Origin of the sequence: Hymenobacter sp. YC55 (genome assembly GCF_029433095.1) — a bacterium.
Taxonomy (GTDB): Bacteria; Bacteroidota; Bacteroidia; order Cytophagales; family Hymenobacteraceae; genus Hymenobacter.
Genome location: NZ_JARNTX010000007.1, coordinates 81,855 through 98,731 on the forward strand (window position 1 = coordinate 81,855; position 16,877 = coordinate 98,731).

Genomic DNA, 16,877 nt, shown 5'->3' on the forward strand with positions numbered 1-16,877 from the left:
AATAGACTCGCCTCGTTACCTATTGCGCAGAAGCCAGGGATATTATCATGGAAACCGGGATTGCCTCTTTCTCTTAAGGTCTGATAGCTCTTACTTACCGGCGGATTCTACAAGCCGAGGAACTTGGCGGCGTTGAAGCGCTTGACGTCGTCGAGGCGGGCATAGCGCTCGATCATGGCGTCGGTCTTCTGCTTGGTCTGGTTCTTAATGGCCTTGTTGGACTGGCCGGCCTCGACAGCAATGGTGACAAAGGAAGCGCGCAGCGAGTGAGCCGAGTACTGCGCGCCTAGGTGCTGCTGCACGAGCTTGTTGGCACTGATGTCGGAGAGGCGAAACGGGGAGGGCTGCGCCACCTGCTTGGGCACGCGCTTAAGCGAGACGAACAGCGGGCCTGTCGGCCGCCCCAGCACTTCCAGCCAGGCCTGCACCGAGCGTACGGGACAGTAACGATCATCGGGGGCGTAGAAAACGGCTTTATCCTCGACCTCCCCGAACTGGTTGGTTTTGCTCTTGTCGAGGTGGATCATCAACGCTTGGGGGGTAAGCTCGAGGTGCTCGACGTTGAGGGCCACGAGCTCGGAGCGGCGGAAGGCACCGGCAAAGCCGAGCAGCAGCAGGGCCCGGTCCCGCAGCCCGGCCGGCGTGGTCAGGTCGAGTCCATTAATCGCTCGCTTAAGCTCGTCGACGCTGAAGGCGGGCGCTTGCTTCTGGCGCTTGCCCAGCACGCGGGTGATGCCCTCGAGCACGACGGCCAGCTGCTTGGAGTCGGTGGGCGTCTGGTAGCCGGCCAGCTCGTGCGCTTTGGCGATGGCCGAGAGATGACGGCGGATGGTAGCCAGCTTGCGGGGTTGGTCGGCCAGGTGCGTCACGTACTGAGCCACGGTGGGTACGGCGGCGGGCAGGTGCTCGAGGTCATGGTCGCGGCAGTACTGCTCGAAGGTGCGCAGGTCGGCCGCGTAGGCCCGGCGCGTGTTGGCCGCCCCGGCTAAGCCGACCTCGACGTAGCGGGCGACCGCGTCGGAAACCGACGACAAACCCGCGGGCAACAACGTGGTGGAAACGGGAATCAACTCACTCATAGCAGGCAAAGCTAGTCGGTCGTAGCACTCCTTATTATAAGGAGTACTGCGCCCGAGGAAAAGACGAAAAAAGAGCGGTTTTCAAAGATAGTGGTCTTGGTTATGATAATTAACTATTATCATAACCAAGTTGTAAAATCTAGCTCCGCTAACCAATGATTGTCGGAGTCTTTCCTAGAAAAACAAAACAAAAATCTAAATAGTACAATTATATGAGAAAAGCAATAATATTATTTGGAAAAATTATATTTTGTCTATTCCTGATTATTTCGGGATTTACTATGGTCAACGACAGAGTGAACGGATCGTATATGAGTACCGCTGGTAGAGCACTCAAGCCTTCAGTTAATAGGCAGCAACCAATCACTAGGGCTACTGTTTTCTGTACCCTATATATAAAGGAGTAGATCGTGATGTTTCGCTCAGTACCGCCAGAGATAGTCTTCGCCTTACTCGGCACTAATCCTACCACCCGCTTGATGAAGCTTCTACTTTCTAGAGTCGCGTTTGACGCGGCTACGTTGGCCAGACGTAGCTCAGTGCATAAACTCGAACTATGGCGGACAATAGGGTACAGCAACCTTCTAATCATCAGGTAATCTGCTTTAGAAGTTCTCACTTAAAATAGAAAGTGATACCATCAATAGGCATGCGAAGACCATACTGATAAGGATGTATACTGCACTTCGACTGGTAACTTTATAATAGGCAGTAACGAATGAATTATAATCTGAATTTATTCTATACCTGTTTACTATATGTTTCTTTTCACTGCTAGCGGAATTCTCAAAAACGCTGTCTAGATCAATGTCACCTATTGCTGGATCATGAAAGGGGAGGTTGTTAGAAAAACGGTCATTGATTATGATAAGCTTACGTAAGAAGATGGATTTGAGCAGCATCATTCTACACATAAAAAAGAAAGTTGATCCAAACGAAACCAAGAATATGATCAATTCTGTCATTTTTGTGATTTAATACCTATACACTAGCTGCTGGCTATCTAACAGTAAAGTTTTCGATGTGCCTTAGAATCAGATCGAGTAGGAAGCGCTGCTTTTCATCCTCATCATATGCTTGATAGTGAGGATGGACTTCTAGTATTTCGACGAGATGGTAGGGAATAATATAAGAGGCATAATTATTAACCTTTAATACAATACCCTCAATATCGGGCTTCGTGCCAAAACTAATGTTGACCTGAAAACTCTTTTGGAAAAGAGGCGAATAACTGTCCATTGAGAGGAAATAATTTTAGTGCTCCTAAAGCTACTGGTTTTAATACACTTGTATTCCACTTGTTGATTCTAGCAAGTCAGCTTAATTAATTTTCTATAGAGAATATCACTGCATTCACTACTTTTTATTTAATCAACTATTGTTTTTTTGATATCCACTAGGTAAGAAATAGAAGTAAGCAAATGTTTGCTGAGAAAACCATGATGAGTTGACAATGGAATTCTCTTCTATATTTCTTCTTAAACGGATTGAAGGAGTTTTCAACCACATGAACAATCGCGTATTTTATCTGCCTTCATCTCGAAAGCCAACATCCTGCCGATGTTGTCTTTTATTTATATAGCGGGTGGCAATAAGCGAATCGCATGAATTTACTTCTCGTCGCGTAAGCTCGTACATACTAGCCGGTTTTTTGCAACGGACTAAGTAGGAGGTTTTACCGTAGAAATCATTCCTTTCCCTTTAAAGTATTTATTATTCTAATTGGAATGGAAGCGCAGAATGTGTTCTTGTAGGGATAATTATTTAATAAATTAACTACAAACAAACAGACGGATAATACAGGCATAAGGATGTAAACTACAAGGAGGGTAAGTAACGATCGATTTCTATTTTCTTAAGAGGCCTAAATAGATCAAGTCGGAATCCAAGTATCTAATTAGGCTAGCTTACGCGTCTCTGCTGCCTTTTCCAACTAGTGGTTCAAGAGGGCTCCTTTGTTTTCCTGAGCGAGTACAGCAATAGCCTTCTTTAGGGCAAGAACTAGACCGACAGAATGCTCCGCTTTCTCGCTATCTTATGGGATCTTTCACCTTGTCAGACGGGAGTATGATTTGGGGCTACGCACGGGTATCGACGCCGGACCAACAGCTGCATCTGCAGTTGGATGCGCTGCGCGCCTATGGCTGCCAGGAAATAGTGAAAGAAAAAGCCTCGGCCGTTAAGGAGCGTCCTGCCTTGCGCGAGTTGCTTGATCAGCTCCAGCCCGGCGACACGTTCGTGGTGTGGAAGCTCGACCGGCTCGGCCGCTCGCTCAAGCACTTGGTCGAACTCGTGCTCGGCTTTCAGCAGCAACAAGTCCAGTTGGTGAGCTTGCAGGATCACCTCGATACGACCACCGCTCAGGGGCGGCTTATGTTCAATCTGTTTGCCTCCCTGGCCGAGTTCGAGCGCGACCTGATCCGTGAGCGTACCCTGGCCGGCTTGACGGCAGCCCGCGCCCGGGGCCGCCAGGGCGGGCGACCACCGGGCCTGAGCAAAGTGGCCCAACGCAAAGCCGAAGCCGTCAAAACCTTGTATTTGCAGAACGACAAAACGACGGCCGACATTGCCCAATTGCTCGGCATTGGTCGCTCCACCGTTTATCGCTATTTGGACCTGCTTGGGGTCGCGACTGGGGCAGCGTCCCGCCCGGCCTGAAGAGCGACTGTTTCTACGACTGGTGCCGCCAGCAGATTACCCGGTACTCCTACCGCTTACTTGGTAAAGTAGGCAGGTATTTTTGTATTTCTTGAGCACATACCTGCTTACACTGTGATATGCCCTAGCTGGTATTTCATCATTTCCGACTTACTGTAATTATTTAATTAACGAATCACAATAGTTAGCGATGTCATCTTAAATGAACTACCAGTCTGTTCGAAGTTCAGCATGCAACTATTAAAAGTCTTAAAAGAGCAGGTTAGATAGGTAAAACGACAAATCCGATTCTGCTTCGCGTAAGATGGGAATTCGTTTTTACTACCAAAACAAGACGACTCTAGCCCAGCTACACCAAGATTATTTGACAGCTCGCCTATAACACCAAGACTGTATCAGTGCTAGCACTGATATAGCTTATACTTTAAAAGATATACTTGCGCAGAGTCAGCTTGCTCATAATTCAAACTTTTGCTTTTCATGATTGGCGTATTAGAAAAGGATAAGACCATTCTGTTTCGACACGCATTTTTGATTCTGCTGACAGCTAGCCAGCTGATGGGTTGTGCTGTACTTAGTACTAACACGGAATGTGGAACGGAAGACAGTAGAGAATATACAATGAAGAATAAAGAATTACAGTTAAAAGATAACTCCACCAAATACAGGATGCCTGTTGTGTTTCATGTACTTTATAATACAGAAGCTGAAAATATATCCAAACAAGAGATAGAGAATATGTTGGCTACGCTTAGCCATGATTTTACCGCTAAAAATATCGATTTAGCTGAAGTGCCAACGGAATTCAAAGCGTTTGTTGGCAATCCTGACATCACATTCTACTTAGCTAATAAACTGCCCAATGGAGAAGACACTGATGGCATCATTAGGAAGAAAACCACTAATAAAAGTTTCAAGGTAAGGGAAAGAAAAGCATTTTTTCAAAGCAAGATAATAAGCCCTAAATCTTATCTTAATGTGTATATATGTGATATCAAAAATTCTAATGCGTATACACCAACTGAAAGCAATTTAGCTCATGACGGTATAGTGATTGATTATAAGAGAGTATTTGGTGGCAGTAGAACTCTAACTCATGAGGTAGGCCACTGGCTTGATCTTCGGCATATTTTTTAGGTGGTTGTGACAATCGAGATGGGGTAGCCGACACTCCAGCTCAATCGAAAAAGCATCCGCATTACTGCGCAAAGTATCCTACTACTGAATGCAATCAGTCTAATATGTTTATGAACTATATGGATTATAGTAGCTGCAGATATTTTTTTACAAAGGATCAAGCATTTAGAATGAGGAGCTACCTAATTGATTACAAAAATCCTGAATTAGTCGAATAATATAATTGCTGCAACACTTGCATACATGATTATTGAATCAAAAACTTTTAAATTAAAAATGCAATGAAAATTAATGTATTTCTATCGTTAGCAGGAGAAAAAGGCAAGACAGAAGCTGAACGTTTAAAGGCTGAGCTTGAAGCTGTAGAGGCTCCAAATGGCTTGCATTTTAAATGTTTTCTGTATTCACAAGAAGTTTCTGTAGGCAAGCCTCTCATAGAGAATTATCTAACTCAGCTTGATAAATGTAACTTCTTTGTCCCAATAATAACGCCAGAATACTGCGAACCAGAGCGCTATCATGTAAAAAAGGAATTAGCAAAAGCGCTTAAAAAAGATGAAGATATATATGTGGCTAGTGGCCAAAAATTCAGGTTCATTTTTCCTTATGCACCTCATAATGGCTGGTCTCTGATAAAAAAAATATCCGAGCTTGCTGAGCTTATTGTTACAGCAAGTGTGGCAGACTTAGCGAATGCAATGATTAAAAATTCCCCTTTTATTTTACTCAATCAGGACTCTGAAAAATTTAGTTTTGAAGATTGGCCCCGGAAATTTTTTAACCTTGATGGGGAGCCTGATATTCTGCTTGTCTTAGGCCATTCAGGTAAGGAGGATCCACCTAAAGTGACGGATATTCTGAACTTAAAGAATTGCTTGATAGAAGAAGATCTTATTGAACGTTATAAAAACAAGCCGGATAGTGTGGTTCCTAAAATGCCTACGCAGTCTATGAGAATCGCAGAGTACTTGCCTTATCTGTTTCAATTTATCTCAAACGAATACCTTAGGCTGGTGCCGGCAAGCAGGAAGGTGCCTCATATTCCAGCTGATATTGATTGGCACCTAATTAAGCATCGTTCAGAATTGTTAGGGCAATACAATCTCATTTGCTTCGGCGCAGGCGATACCAACTGGATATCGCGTGCTGTGTTAGCTTACTATGGGACACTCTTGCCTGTGGTTTTCGATTCGCCGGGTGACTCGCGAGTAATTTTTTACCGAGATTCAGCACATGCTGTCAATGGCAAGGAAGATTATTCTGGGCGCATCGAGTTAGCGGAATACTCTGAGCTTATGGAACAGGTCCCTGCCAATGACAGCCAATTTGGCGCGGTGTTATTATTATTACCTAATCCTTGGAACACCAAGAAAAGAGTAATTATTGCTGCTGGCTTAACTGGGCTCGGCTCGCAAGCTTCGATTTTAGCACTCAGTGATGTAAGCATTTCTGTCACCCCACGTGGAGGAACTCCATGGGCGCGTGTCATTCGCGGAATAGAAGGAAACTGGCAGGCATTGGGGTTTGAAGTAGTTGCCTAGAGTGACGTTACCACCAAAACAACCAAGTTGGCTTGATTCAAGTGCGGCCCCACGCGCATAAAGCCGTGAGCCTGCGCAATTAGTCTTACTCGGCTTCCGACACGTTGCGTCCTTACTGTTAAGACGGATACTCAAGAATTGGAGGAAAACAGGCCTCTTCTCACACAATTAGGGGTTGAGATATGAAGGACTATTACTACCATTTGAAATACACATCGATAATTTTATATATTCCATAGAAGGCACGCAGACCACCACCAGCACCAAGAGGGGACGACTATGAAAGGAGTGTTAGCACTGTTTGGGGGAGCTGGTGTGGGAGCGCTAATCGGAGTTTTAACTGGCCTTTCTATCTCCAGTACCGTGGCGGTGGTGATTGGGTCGTTGACATCCGTGCTCATTGTGCTACTCGGGTTAAAGGAAACAGCCGATGCCCACTATCATGCGCTCCGTACCGGGGCTTTCGGCTTTGCCTGCACGGGCGCGTTACTGACCGGGATTTACCTGCGGGCCCACAACGCGCTGGCGCCAAATATCCATAATGAGGTATTACGATGGACTGCACATGGGGAATTCAGCCTGGAAGAGGCCAAGCGCTACGTAGCCTATGAACGACTGGGCATCATCCCGCCCGAAGCAACCCTCGATACCACCCGCCAGTCCCCGCACCGCTCCCGGCGCACGGTGCTCTTTGCTGCCACCATCACCCTCAGTGACTGCACCAAGTTGAAAGGGTATGAAAATTTCTCGCTACAAGAGGAAGTAGAAGCCTATCGTCGTACCGGGGCCCTCTGGAAATCCCTTGCGGAGGGTGTGGTCAAACATGTACCTGCATCCGAACAGCAAAATACCCTGCATCTCACCCGCAAATGCCTCTGCAATGACTAAAGCGATGCTCTTATGGCTCTCGGTCCTCCTACTGGCCGTCCGAGGGCAAGCCCAGCCCTCCGCCGCCGTTGTAGCCAACCTGCAACGCGCCATTGTGCGCATCGAGAGCGGCGGGAAAGTAGGCACCGGCTTTCTGTGGCGCAACCGCAATTCGGTGGTAACGACTATGCACCTCATTGCCAACCGGAGCCAGATAGAAGTCACCTTACATGACGGCATCCGCCGGGCGCGCGTGGTCAAAGCCCTGCGTGATCACGATCTCGTCCTCCTTGAATTGGACAACAGTGCTTCGGTCGCCAATACCACTTTAACAACTACCAATACCACTCCCATCCTCCATTCGAGTCTTTACACGGTCGGCTACAATGGCAACGGGAACCTAAACACGTTGATTGATCGCTCGTTGCGGTTGGGCTTTTCCAGTAATGGCCGTTTAGCGGGCTTGTTATCCCCGGAGCTGCAGCAGGAACTACAAACCTGCCGCATGCCGAATCCAACCATTCAAATCTTATACTTGGAGGGCACGTTGCTACCCGGCTTCTCCGGGGCACCGATCGTTGACACGGCCGGTAACCTGGTAGGCATTGCCGATGGCGGATTAGACAAAGGAGCGAGTTCTATTAGCTGGGGAGTACGAGCAGCGCAGCTGCCGAACTTGGAAGCCTCTACAGAGGCACTTGCAACCTCTCTCAATTGTGCGGGCGGTGGACAGGTCCGCTTTGCGGCCGACCGTCCGTTGGATGAGCGCAACTTGCAAGTGATACAAGCAGGTAGGTCTACTTTCGTTAAAACGAAGACGCGGACAATTGCCCAAATGCAGCATACTATTGATGATCCGGCAGGACTCCAACAACTCTTAAACGTGTATGCGCTGAATAACAGTTTTGATTATCGCACTTTCAGCTACGATGTCTATGAGGATTTGCGAAGCGGAGCCGCTATTTGTGTGCCGGAAGGAAGCATTCCCGTCTTACAGAATGACATGCTCGAGGTTTCCTTTGCCAGGCAACAAATGGCCTTTGTGGCCTGGTTAACCAGTATTCCGTCTCCCGATAATAATCCTTTACTTCGCTACAATCCGAGTGCCACCGCCTTCCAACAAAAAATCATTGCCCGGGATGGGGGTAGTCTGTTTTACCAGTTTGATCCCAGTTCCAGTTATCAGTCGCCCTTGATTCGTGCGGATGGCGTGATTGCCAACCGCATCAGCTACGCTGGCATTAAGCAAACCCCAACTGGTTCCGGACAAGCGAGCTTTGCCCGTCAGACCTTCTCTTTTCAAACGCTTGTTGGCAGAGGGGCGTACTTTCTTGGGGCGGCCGCACTCAACGACGCGTACACGGATGAGAATATCAGCTTAACCAATAGGTGCGTACTGAGTGGACAATGTCGGGCCGCCACCCCCGACCCGAGCTGTGTGTCAACCTGTAAAAGGGTGGAATTGTATGCCCAGTTGGTATTAGGAGTACATATGGTCGGGTTTTCGAATAGCCAAGCCTCCGCTAGTAATTAAGTCTTATCATAACTTATAATCTCTTTTGCTTTAGCATCTGACCTAAGTACGATAAGGAAGGGTTATCATAACTTATAATTTCTTTGGCTTTGATTGCTGACTTAGTTAGGACAAGGGAGACTCATCGTATCTGAATTTCTTTTTTTCGGTTCATGATTTATGTGCTCGCACGGTGAGGAGTTCATACCAGAGCTAGTAAGGCGATACTTAGTCTCCTCTTGTGACAGGTCCCGTTGGTGTATAAGCATACTTGCTGGCCTCATGATTTAGCTAGAGTTGGTAGTAAGAAGCACTTACGAGTTGTGCCCAGCTCCTATCTCAGAGGTAACCGGCTCCCATCTTAAGGTAACCCTGACTTCTTACAACACGAAGTGGTAGGCAAGGCCTCGTATTACGCCAAATGACCACTAATGACAGCACTGCACTGTTTGTGACATACGAGGAACACCTGTTTTAAGAATGTCACAACCAGGGGTTAGCTTCCCTCTGCCAAAAGTTACATGCTAAGGAGGAACGTCCTTGAGGTGTGGCTTTGGCTAAAAGTTTAGTCCAAGGATTAAATGGTGGACTTGCCAATGCCCACTTTTCGGTAGGAAATAGTACGTGGCTATTATGGGTTGCCTAATCGAATTAGCGTAGCAAGGGAAAGCAACGGCAGGGAGAGCTACTTGCGTCGTACGACGCTGCCCGGCTGCCGGCTAACACTGACTGGCTAGCTTGAATCTGGTAACTTTACGTGATGTCAAAGCCCGAGAGCCTCCCTGAATTTTACCAGCACCATTTCAAGGAACTACCCGCCCCCCAGCCCCCGCAGTTGGGACAAATCAACGTGTTTCGGCTGGAGGACGTGCTGGCCCCCAGCGCCGAGCCGGTGCAGTACAGCCGCCGGGATTTCTATAAAATCACACTCATCCGGGGCCGCAACGCTTACCACTACGCCGATAAAAGCCTGGAAATAGCCGGGCCGACGCTGTTGTTTTTCAATCCCCAGGTGCCTTACACCTGGCAGCCTCTTTCGGACGATACCACCGGGTTTTTCTGCATTTTCCGCGAAGCATTCTTTCACGGCTGGGGCAACCCGACGCTCATCGAATTGCCGCTGTTTCAGCCCGGTAGCGCCCCCGCCTATCCCCTCACGGCCGCGCAGGACGAAGCGGTAAGTGCGCTGTATGGGAAGATGCTGGCCGAACTGGACTCCGATTATCCCCTCAAGTATGAGCTGCTGCGTAACTACACGTCGGAGTTGATTCATACTGCCCTCAAGCTGCGGCCCACCGCGGCCCGCTACCAGCACCCCGACGCCAAGTCGCGGCTGGCCGCCGTGTTCCTCGAGCTGCTCGAGCGCCAGTTTCCCATCGAGTCACCTACCCGCCGGTTTGCTTTGCGCTCAGCCAGTGACTTTGCCCAGCAACTGGCCGTACATGTCAACCACCTTAACCGCTGCGTGCGCGACACAACCGGCAAAACCACCACCGACCACATCGCTGAGCGCCTGGCCGGCGAAGCCCGGGCCCTGCTGCGGCACACCGACTGGAACATTGCCGAAGTCGGCTACAGCCTGGGCTTCGATGAGCCCGCCAACTTCAACTACTTCTTCAAGAAGCAAACCGGGCTGGCGCCGTCCGCTTTTCGGCGGGTTTGAATTTCATAAGCATCGGCTTGAATCTCATAAGCGCCTGGTGCCGGGAGGGGAGGACCTTTGCTGTCGTTAATCGAGTCCCTCGAATCAACGCGCAAACCCTCATTTTAACCAACACCCCCGCATGGACATCCAAGTACACACTCCGCAAGCCTGGTTTATCACTGGGGCCTCGAAAGGCTTCGGGCTCGAACTGGTGAAACAACTGCTGGCGCAAGGCCACCAGGTAGCGGCCACTTCCCGCAACGCCGATGAGCTGCGCGCCGCCGTCAACTCCGACTCCCCCAACTTTCTGCCGCTGGCCGTGGAGCTGACCGTCGAGGCCCGCGTGGGCGAAGCCATTGCGGCCACCGTGCGGCAGTTCGGCCGCCTGGATGTGGTCGTCAACAACGCCGGCTATGGCCAGCTAGGCAGCCTGGAAGAAGTAACCGACGCCGAGGCGCGCGAAAACTTCGACGTCAACGTGTTTGGCACGCTCAACGTCATTCGCCAGGCCATGCCGCAGCTGCGAGAGCAGCAGCGCGGGCATATCTTCAACTTCTCCTCCATTGCCGGCATTCAGGGCGGTTTCCCCGGCTGGGGCGTGTATTGTGCCACCAAGTTTGCGGTCGAAGGCCTCTCCGAAGCCCTGGCCGCCGAGGTGGCCGCGTTCGGGGTGAAGGTAACAGTCGTGGCGCCCGGCTATTTCCGCACCAACTTCCTACAGTCCGGCTCACTGAAGCTGGCCGCCGACCAACTACCAGCTTACCAAGTCGTGCGCGATAACGAGGCGTACCACGACCAGGTGCGGGAAACCAACTCCCAGCTGGGTGACCCAGCGAAAGGCGCCGCGGCCTTGATTCAGATTGCCGCCGCACCCCATCCGCCCGTGCACCTGCTGCTGGGCGCGGACGCCTACGGCTTGGCCGAGGCGAAAATCAAGAGCTTACAAACGGACATGGCGACTTGGCAAGCCCTCTCGCACGCCACCGCCGCCGAGCCGGCCCACGCGTAGTTTTTTCGAATGGTGGCCCGCCTGGACCCAATTCCTGGGGCTAGGCGGGCCGCTTCATTCCTCCCCAATCTAGCCCTGCGCCGCCGCCAAGGGCCTCCGCTGCGCGGCCTTTCCTTGCTTCACCATGCCGTTACTTTATCTCCATTGCCCCGAAAACACGTTTTCTGCGGCGGCGAAAGAGGCGTTGGCCGACGAGTTGACGACCATCGCCCTGGCCACCGAGCAGCTGCCTGATACGCCTTTTGTGCGCAGCACCGTTTGGCTTTACATCCACGAATACCCGGCCGCCACCGTGTACCACGGCGGCAAATCGGCCGGTACCCGGGTGATTAGCCTGGAAGTGAATGCGTTCGCGGGCGGCCATGACAACGCCTCCAAACAGGCGCTTATCCAGCAGTTTACGGAAGCCTTTCGGCACCACGCCGGTCTTACTGACGCAGACCGCGTGCCCGTGTACATCCTTTTCCGGGATGTGCCCGAATCCAACTGGGGCGTCTTTGGCACGACGATAACGCTACACGACCTGCATCATCCACCAGCCGGGGCAGCCGTCATTTAACGGGTCTCGCGTCCGTCTACGAAAACGACCGCGGCAGTTGCAGACTCCTCGATGATTAGCTTGAGTCGGGCGTTTATTGGGGGAAGCCACCCTAAAAAGCGCTTGAAACAGCGTTTCGCTTGGCAAAAGCTACCGCTCAACGCATTCGAGACACGACACCCAGACTTCTGCAACAGCCACGACCGTATTTTGGGACTTGATCCCGTTGGGTTCAATGACCTGGCTATTGGTGAGGCAGCTGAAAAGAAATAGGGAGAGCTTCATAAAGGGCGTACCACCCGCCGGGGATGGGTTTTCCCATATGCGTGGGTCCTATCCCTTGCGAGTAGTAAGCTGCGCGTTAACAACGGAAAGGTTGGTTCTGCGTGTAAGCAAGGGATCCAACCCCAATACTAGTGCTATGAAAGAAGAAACTCCACTTAGCCGCCGGCAAGTGCTTACGGGCCTGAGTGCCAGCCTCGCCGTCGCGGCGGTCGGCCCCGTGCTCGGTGCCGAAGCCGCTACCCGCCCCGCGGCCGCCGGGGCGCCCCCTTTGGAAGACCCCACCAGCGCCTACCCAAAGCCGCCCTACAAAAGTCAACAGCAGTCCTGGCCCGGTCTGGCCTCTAAGATGGTGCCCGTGCCCGACCACGGCGAGAAGAGTTACAAGGGCTCGGGCCGCCTGAAAGGCCGCAAAGCCCTCATCACGGGCGGCGACTCGGGCATGGGCCGGGCCGCCGCCATTGCCTACGCCCGCGAAGGCGCTGATGTGGCTATCAACTACCTGCCGGCCGAGGAAGCCGACGCCAAGGAAGTCATTGCGCTTATTAAAGCCGCTGGCCAGAAAGCCGTCGCGCTTCCCGGTGACCTGCGCGACGAAGCCTTTTGTAAGAAGCTGGTCGCTGATGCTGTGCGCCAGCTCGGCGGCCTCGACATTCTGGTCAGCAATGCAGCCCGCCAGCAGACCCACGAGTCCATCCTGGACCTGACGACGGAGCAGTTTGACTGGACAATGAAGACCAACATCTACGCGCCGTTCTGGCTGATTAAGGCCGCGCTGCCCCACCTCAAGCCCGGTTCCTCCATCATCGGTACGACTTCCGTGCAGGCCACCGACCCCTCGGCTAACCTCTACGATTACGCCCAGACCAAGGCCGCCACTACCAGCTTCGTTCGCTCGCTGGCCAAGCAGCTCGGGCCGAAGGGCATTCGCGTGAACGGCGTGGCCCCCGGCCCTATCTGGACGCCGCTGCAAGTGAGCGGCGGAGCCACCCAGGAAAAGCTCGTCACCTTTGGCGGCGATACGCCGCTGGGCCGCGCCGGTCAACCGGCCGAGCTGGCGGGCATTTACGTGCTGCTGGCCGACCCGCTGGCCAGCTACGCCAACGGCCAGATTTACGGTTCGGCCGGCGGCGGCGGCCAGCCGTAGTCCCGGCGGCAGCAACCCGCTGCTAGTTGGCTACCAATAGCGTAAGACCGGTTCAGAAAGCGAGTGTACCAAAGGCCCCGACAGTTGTCGGGGCCTTTCTTGTATTGCTACAGGGGTTCTTCTGCCAACGGGGCGGCCGTCCACCACCGCCTGCCCGGCCACGACCGGTAGCCCCGCGTGAAGGCCCGCTGTGCCACGGCCCTGGAGAAAGCCCGTGCCGTGGGGTACCACGACCTGGCCCTGGAAACCAGCGCCCCCTACCCCCGCACGCGCGTCGTCCGGCTCACGCCCGCTCCGCGACCAGCCGCTGCAGGTCTTGAGCATTGTCAAACGCGGCGCCCATGGTATTGTTGAAGTAGGCATACACGTCTTTTCCCTCGTGGAGGTAGTCGTGGATCTGCTCGGCCTGGTCGTGCAGAAAGTCGCGCTCGTAGGAGGCGCGGTAGTTGCCCTGCGGGCCGTGGAAGCGTAGATAGACAAAGTCGGCCCCCTCGTTGAGTTGGGCGTTTCGGGCGGGACCTTTGTCGTGCCGCACCAGGCTGGCGCCGTGCTGGTCCAGCAGATCAACCGTATCCTCTACATACCAGCTGGGGTGGCGAAACTCCACCGCTTGGCGCCACTCGTGGGCGGGGTCGGCCGCGGCCAGCGCCTGCAAGAGGGCCCGGACCGCGGGTAGCTGGCGAAGGGTGGTGCTCGGCGGGAACTGCAGGAGCAAGCAGCCCTTTTTGGGGCCCAACGCCCGGGCGGCCTCGAGAAAGCGGACCAGGCCGGAGAGGTCCTCGGCCAGCAGCTTGGTGTGCGTGATATCGCGCCACAGCTTGAGGGTAAAGGCAAACGCCGGGCCGGTTTCCGCGGCCCAGGCCGCAAACGTTTTGGGCTGGGGGATGCGGTAGAAGGTGCTGTTCACCTCCATCGAGTTAAACAGGGTGGCATAGTAGGTGAGGCGGCTGGTGGCCTGGTAGGCCTCGGGAAAGGTGGCCTTCGGGCCGGGCACGACGATGCCGCTGGTGCCCGTGCGCAGGGTGCCAAGGAGGGCGGGCATGGGAAGGAGGTAGACGGGAGTTTTGGGGTAGTACGGGCCACGCGGCCGCGGCGTTTTACCCCAGGCGCCTCTTCACGGGGGCCCAACGGATCCTCTGCTGGTCCTAGTAGCGCTCGTTGCCGGCCCGGCAGGGGCTTGACGCTATAAGGCCCTGCACGCCGCCGAAGGCAACGGGTTGCGCTTCTACGCCGGGTCCCTGTTGCGCTACTTCTTCACCCGCCACGGCGTTCAGATTCCCATACCCGCCGAGTTGCTGGCCCAGGTCGAACACCGTCGACTGGCAGCAGGGGTGTCTTGTCCGTCCAAGAAATGGACCGAATTCGTAGACGCACTTGGATAAGATAGACACGCTACTAAGTAGGCCAAAACAAGAGAGAAAGCAGGAAACCGCCCCAGTGATCAATGGTTCACTGGGGCGGTTTCACGGCATTTCGTAGACGCTGGCGGGGTGGCGCAGCAGGGCCTGCTGCCTCCTCAGCACGACAGAGGCTTCGCGTCATTTTATACCCTTTCGGTTATAGGAAGGCCTAAAAAAGCCCCGGGCGCGTTGGCGGCCGGGGCAGTTTTGGGTGCTTGCTGCGGCTGCTACTACCAGGGGCTGATGCCCGTTTCCGGTGCATTATCATCGCTGTAAAACTGGCTGGTGGGGCCATCGGGGCCCAACAGGGCGGCTTTTACCACGCGGGCGGCCGCGTCCTGCACGGTGCCGGGGCCGTTGTGGTAGGTAAAATCGGTGGCCGTATAGCCAGGATCCACGGCATTCACTTTGAACGGGCTCTCGCGCAGTTCGTAGGCCAAGGTAATGGTGTACATGTTCAGCGCCGCTTTGGACGCGTTGTACGCCATCAGCTTGATGGGGTAGTACTGCCAGGTCGGGTCGTTGTGCAGCGTGAGCGAGCCCAGGCCCGAAGTGAGGTTGACAATGCGGGGTTCCGGGGCCTGCCGCAGCAGGTCGATAAAGGCCTGCGTGACCTGCACGACCCCAAACAGGTTGGTGTCGAACACTTCTTTCATCAGGCTGACGGGGGTGCTGAGTGCGGGCTGCGGCATGGCCCCACTGATGCCGGCATTGTTGATGAGCACATCCAGCCCGGTTGCTTTCTGACCGAGGGCCGCGCGGGCGGCAGCAATGGAGGCGCTGTCCGTCACGTCGAGGACGAGCGGCTCTACTTGGGTGAGGCCTTCAGCCTGTAAGTGGTCTACGGCCTGCTGGCCTTTTAGTAAATCGCGGCTGCCCAAGTACACGTAGTAGCCGTGCTGGAGTAGTTGGCGGGCCGTTTCGAAGCCGATGCCTTTGTTGGCACCGGTGATGAGAGCGTATTTCATGGAACTGAGGGGGTTGAAGAGGTGGTGTTGCGTGAACAGCACAAAGGTCTTCTGGACCCCAACCAGGCCCTAACGAGATTCAAACGAATGTGTAAGCAATTCAAACAACTCGCGGCGAAGCGGCCGCGTGGTCTTGGCTGAGCTGGGCGCGCAGGGCCGACGGGGTGGTGCCGGTTTGCTTCTTGAAAAAGTTGTTGAAGTAGGTAGGGTAGTCGAACCCCAGCCCGTAGGCAATTTCGGCGGTGCTCCAGTTGGTGTGCTGGAGCAGGGCTTTGGCTTCGTGGATGAGACGCTCAGCGATGTGTACCGACGTGGGCTTGCCGGTGAGCGCGCGCACGGCCCGGTTGAGGTGGTTGACGTGCACCGAGAGCTGGCGGGCGAAATCACCGGGCGTGCGCAGCTGCAGCCCGTGGGCGGGCGAGTCGATGGGAAACTGCCGCTCCAGCAGCCCCTGAAACAAGGCTACGATGCGACTGGCGGCGTTGGGGTGCTGGTAGTAGCTGGCATGCGGCTGCATTTTGAGGGCCTCGTGCAGGATGAGGTTCAGGTAATTGCGCACCACTTCCTGCTGGTAGAGGTAGCCCGAGCCCATTTCCTGCAGCATTTTGCCGAAGAGGTGGCTCAGGTCGGCATACTGGGCCTCATTTACCAGGTATATTGGGTCGCTGCCGAGGCGGAACAGCGGCGACTCTTGCAAGCTGGCGGCGCGGTCATTGATGATCAGGAATTGCTCGGTAAACAGGCACAGGTAGCCCCCCTGCTCTTCGGAAATGGGCTCCCAGGAGTAGGGAATCAGCGGGTTGGAAAACACCAGCGCGGGCCGGTCAATGAGCACGCCTCGGGTGGCATAAGTGTAGCGGCTGCTGCCGGTGAGCAGCCCCACTTTGTAGTAGTCGCGCCGGCCATGCGTTAACGAGCTAGGGTGGAATTGCTCGCGGTCAAACACATTAAACTGGCCCGAGGCCACGATGGCGGGCTTCTGCCTGCTGGGGGCTGCCGCCTGATCGAGGTCGAGCGAAGTGACAGCAGGTACGAGGGGTAAAGTCATGCCTAAAAGTAAGCAATTCAAACGGGGGTAGTCAGCAGCGCTGGA

At 53.7% G+C, this 16,877-nt stretch carries 14 protein-coding genes; 9 read left to right on the forward strand and 5 right to left on the reverse strand.

Annotated elements, in window-relative coordinates:
* Positions 1–107 precede the first annotated feature (107 nt).
* Positions 108–1,079, reverse strand: a complete 972-nt coding sequence (locus tag P1X16_RS27280; protein ID WP_277235708.1) for a tyrosine-type recombinase/integrase — start codon at positions 1,077–1,079, stop codon at positions 108–110.
* Between the two features lie 2,037 nt (positions 1,080–3,116).
* On the opposite strand from P1X16_RS27280, the gene P1X16_RS27285 reads away from it, so the two are divergent.
* From P1X16_RS27285 to P1X16_RS27325, 9 genes are all read left to right on the forward strand, one after another.
* A complete protein-coding gene (locus P1X16_RS27285; RefSeq protein WP_346771271.1) occupies positions 3,117–3,737 on the forward strand; it encodes a recombinase family protein in 621 nt (206 codons plus the stop codon).
* Between the two features lie 480 nt (positions 3,738–4,217).
* Entirely contained in the window at positions 4,218–4,874 is a 657-nt protein-coding gene (locus P1X16_RS27290) for a hypothetical protein (protein WP_277235709.1), read from the forward strand.
* Positions 4,875–5,155: 281 nt separating this feature from the next.
* On the forward strand, positions 5,156–6,415 hold the full coding sequence (locus tag P1X16_RS27295) for a hypothetical protein (RefSeq protein WP_277235710.1): 1,260 nt from the start codon (positions 5,156–5,158) through the stop codon (positions 6,413–6,415).
* Between the two features lie 279 nt (positions 6,416–6,694).
* Entirely contained in the window at positions 6,695–7,303 is a 609-nt protein-coding gene (locus P1X16_RS27300) for a hypothetical protein (RefSeq protein WP_277235711.1), read from the forward strand.
* A complete protein-coding gene (locus P1X16_RS27305) occupies positions 7,296–8,816 on the forward strand; it encodes a serine protease (protein WP_277235712.1) in 1,521 nt (506 codons plus the stop codon). The genes P1X16_RS27300 and P1X16_RS27305 overlap by 8 nt, the downstream gene beginning before the upstream one ends.
* A 739-nt stretch (positions 8,817–9,555) precedes the next feature.
* Positions 9,556–10,458 carry a helix-turn-helix domain-containing protein gene (locus P1X16_RS27310; RefSeq protein WP_277235714.1) on the forward strand — a complete coding sequence of 301 codons (903 nt, stop codon included), beginning with the start codon at positions 9,556–9,558 and terminating at the stop codon, positions 10,456–10,458.
* Between the two features lie 121 nt (positions 10,459–10,579).
* A complete protein-coding gene (locus tag P1X16_RS27315; protein ID WP_277235716.1) occupies positions 10,580–11,449 on the forward strand; it encodes an SDR family NAD(P)-dependent oxidoreductase in 870 nt (289 codons plus the stop codon).
* A 124-nt stretch (positions 11,450–11,573) separates the two neighbouring features.
* Positions 11,574–12,008 carry a tautomerase family protein gene (locus P1X16_RS27320; protein WP_277235718.1) on the forward strand — a complete coding sequence of 145 codons (435 nt, stop codon included), beginning with the start codon at positions 11,574–11,576 and terminating at the stop codon, positions 12,006–12,008.
* A gap of 400 nt (positions 12,009–12,408) precedes the next feature.
* Positions 12,409–13,416 carry an SDR family oxidoreductase gene (locus tag P1X16_RS27325; protein WP_277235720.1) on the forward strand — a complete coding sequence of 336 codons (1,008 nt, stop codon included), beginning with the start codon at positions 12,409–12,411 and terminating at the stop codon, positions 13,414–13,416.
* Positions 13,417–13,699: 283 nt separating this feature from the next.
* Here P1X16_RS27325 and P1X16_RS27330 read toward each other — a convergent pair whose 3' ends face one another.
* From P1X16_RS27330 to P1X16_RS27345, 4 genes are all read right to left on the reverse strand, one after another.
* Positions 13,700–14,458: a DUF72 domain-containing protein gene (locus P1X16_RS27330; protein ID WP_277235722.1), complete on the reverse strand. Its 759-nt coding sequence runs from the start codon at positions 14,456–14,458 to the stop codon at positions 13,700–13,702.
* 103 nt (positions 14,459–14,561) lie between these two features.
* Positions 14,562–14,807: a hypothetical protein gene (locus tag P1X16_RS27335; RefSeq protein ID WP_277235723.1), complete on the reverse strand. Its 246-nt coding sequence runs from the start codon at positions 14,805–14,807 to the stop codon at positions 14,562–14,564.
* Between the two features lie 239 nt (positions 14,808–15,046).
* A complete protein-coding gene (locus P1X16_RS27340) occupies positions 15,047–15,784 on the reverse strand; it encodes an SDR family oxidoreductase (protein ID WP_277235725.1) in 738 nt (245 codons plus the stop codon).
* Between the two features lie 100 nt (positions 15,785–15,884).
* Complete coding sequence (locus P1X16_RS27345) at positions 15,885–16,832, reverse strand: AraC family transcriptional regulator (RefSeq protein WP_277235727.1); 948 nt, start codon at positions 16,830–16,832, stop codon at positions 15,885–15,887.
* Positions 16,833–16,877 lie beyond the last annotated feature (45 nt).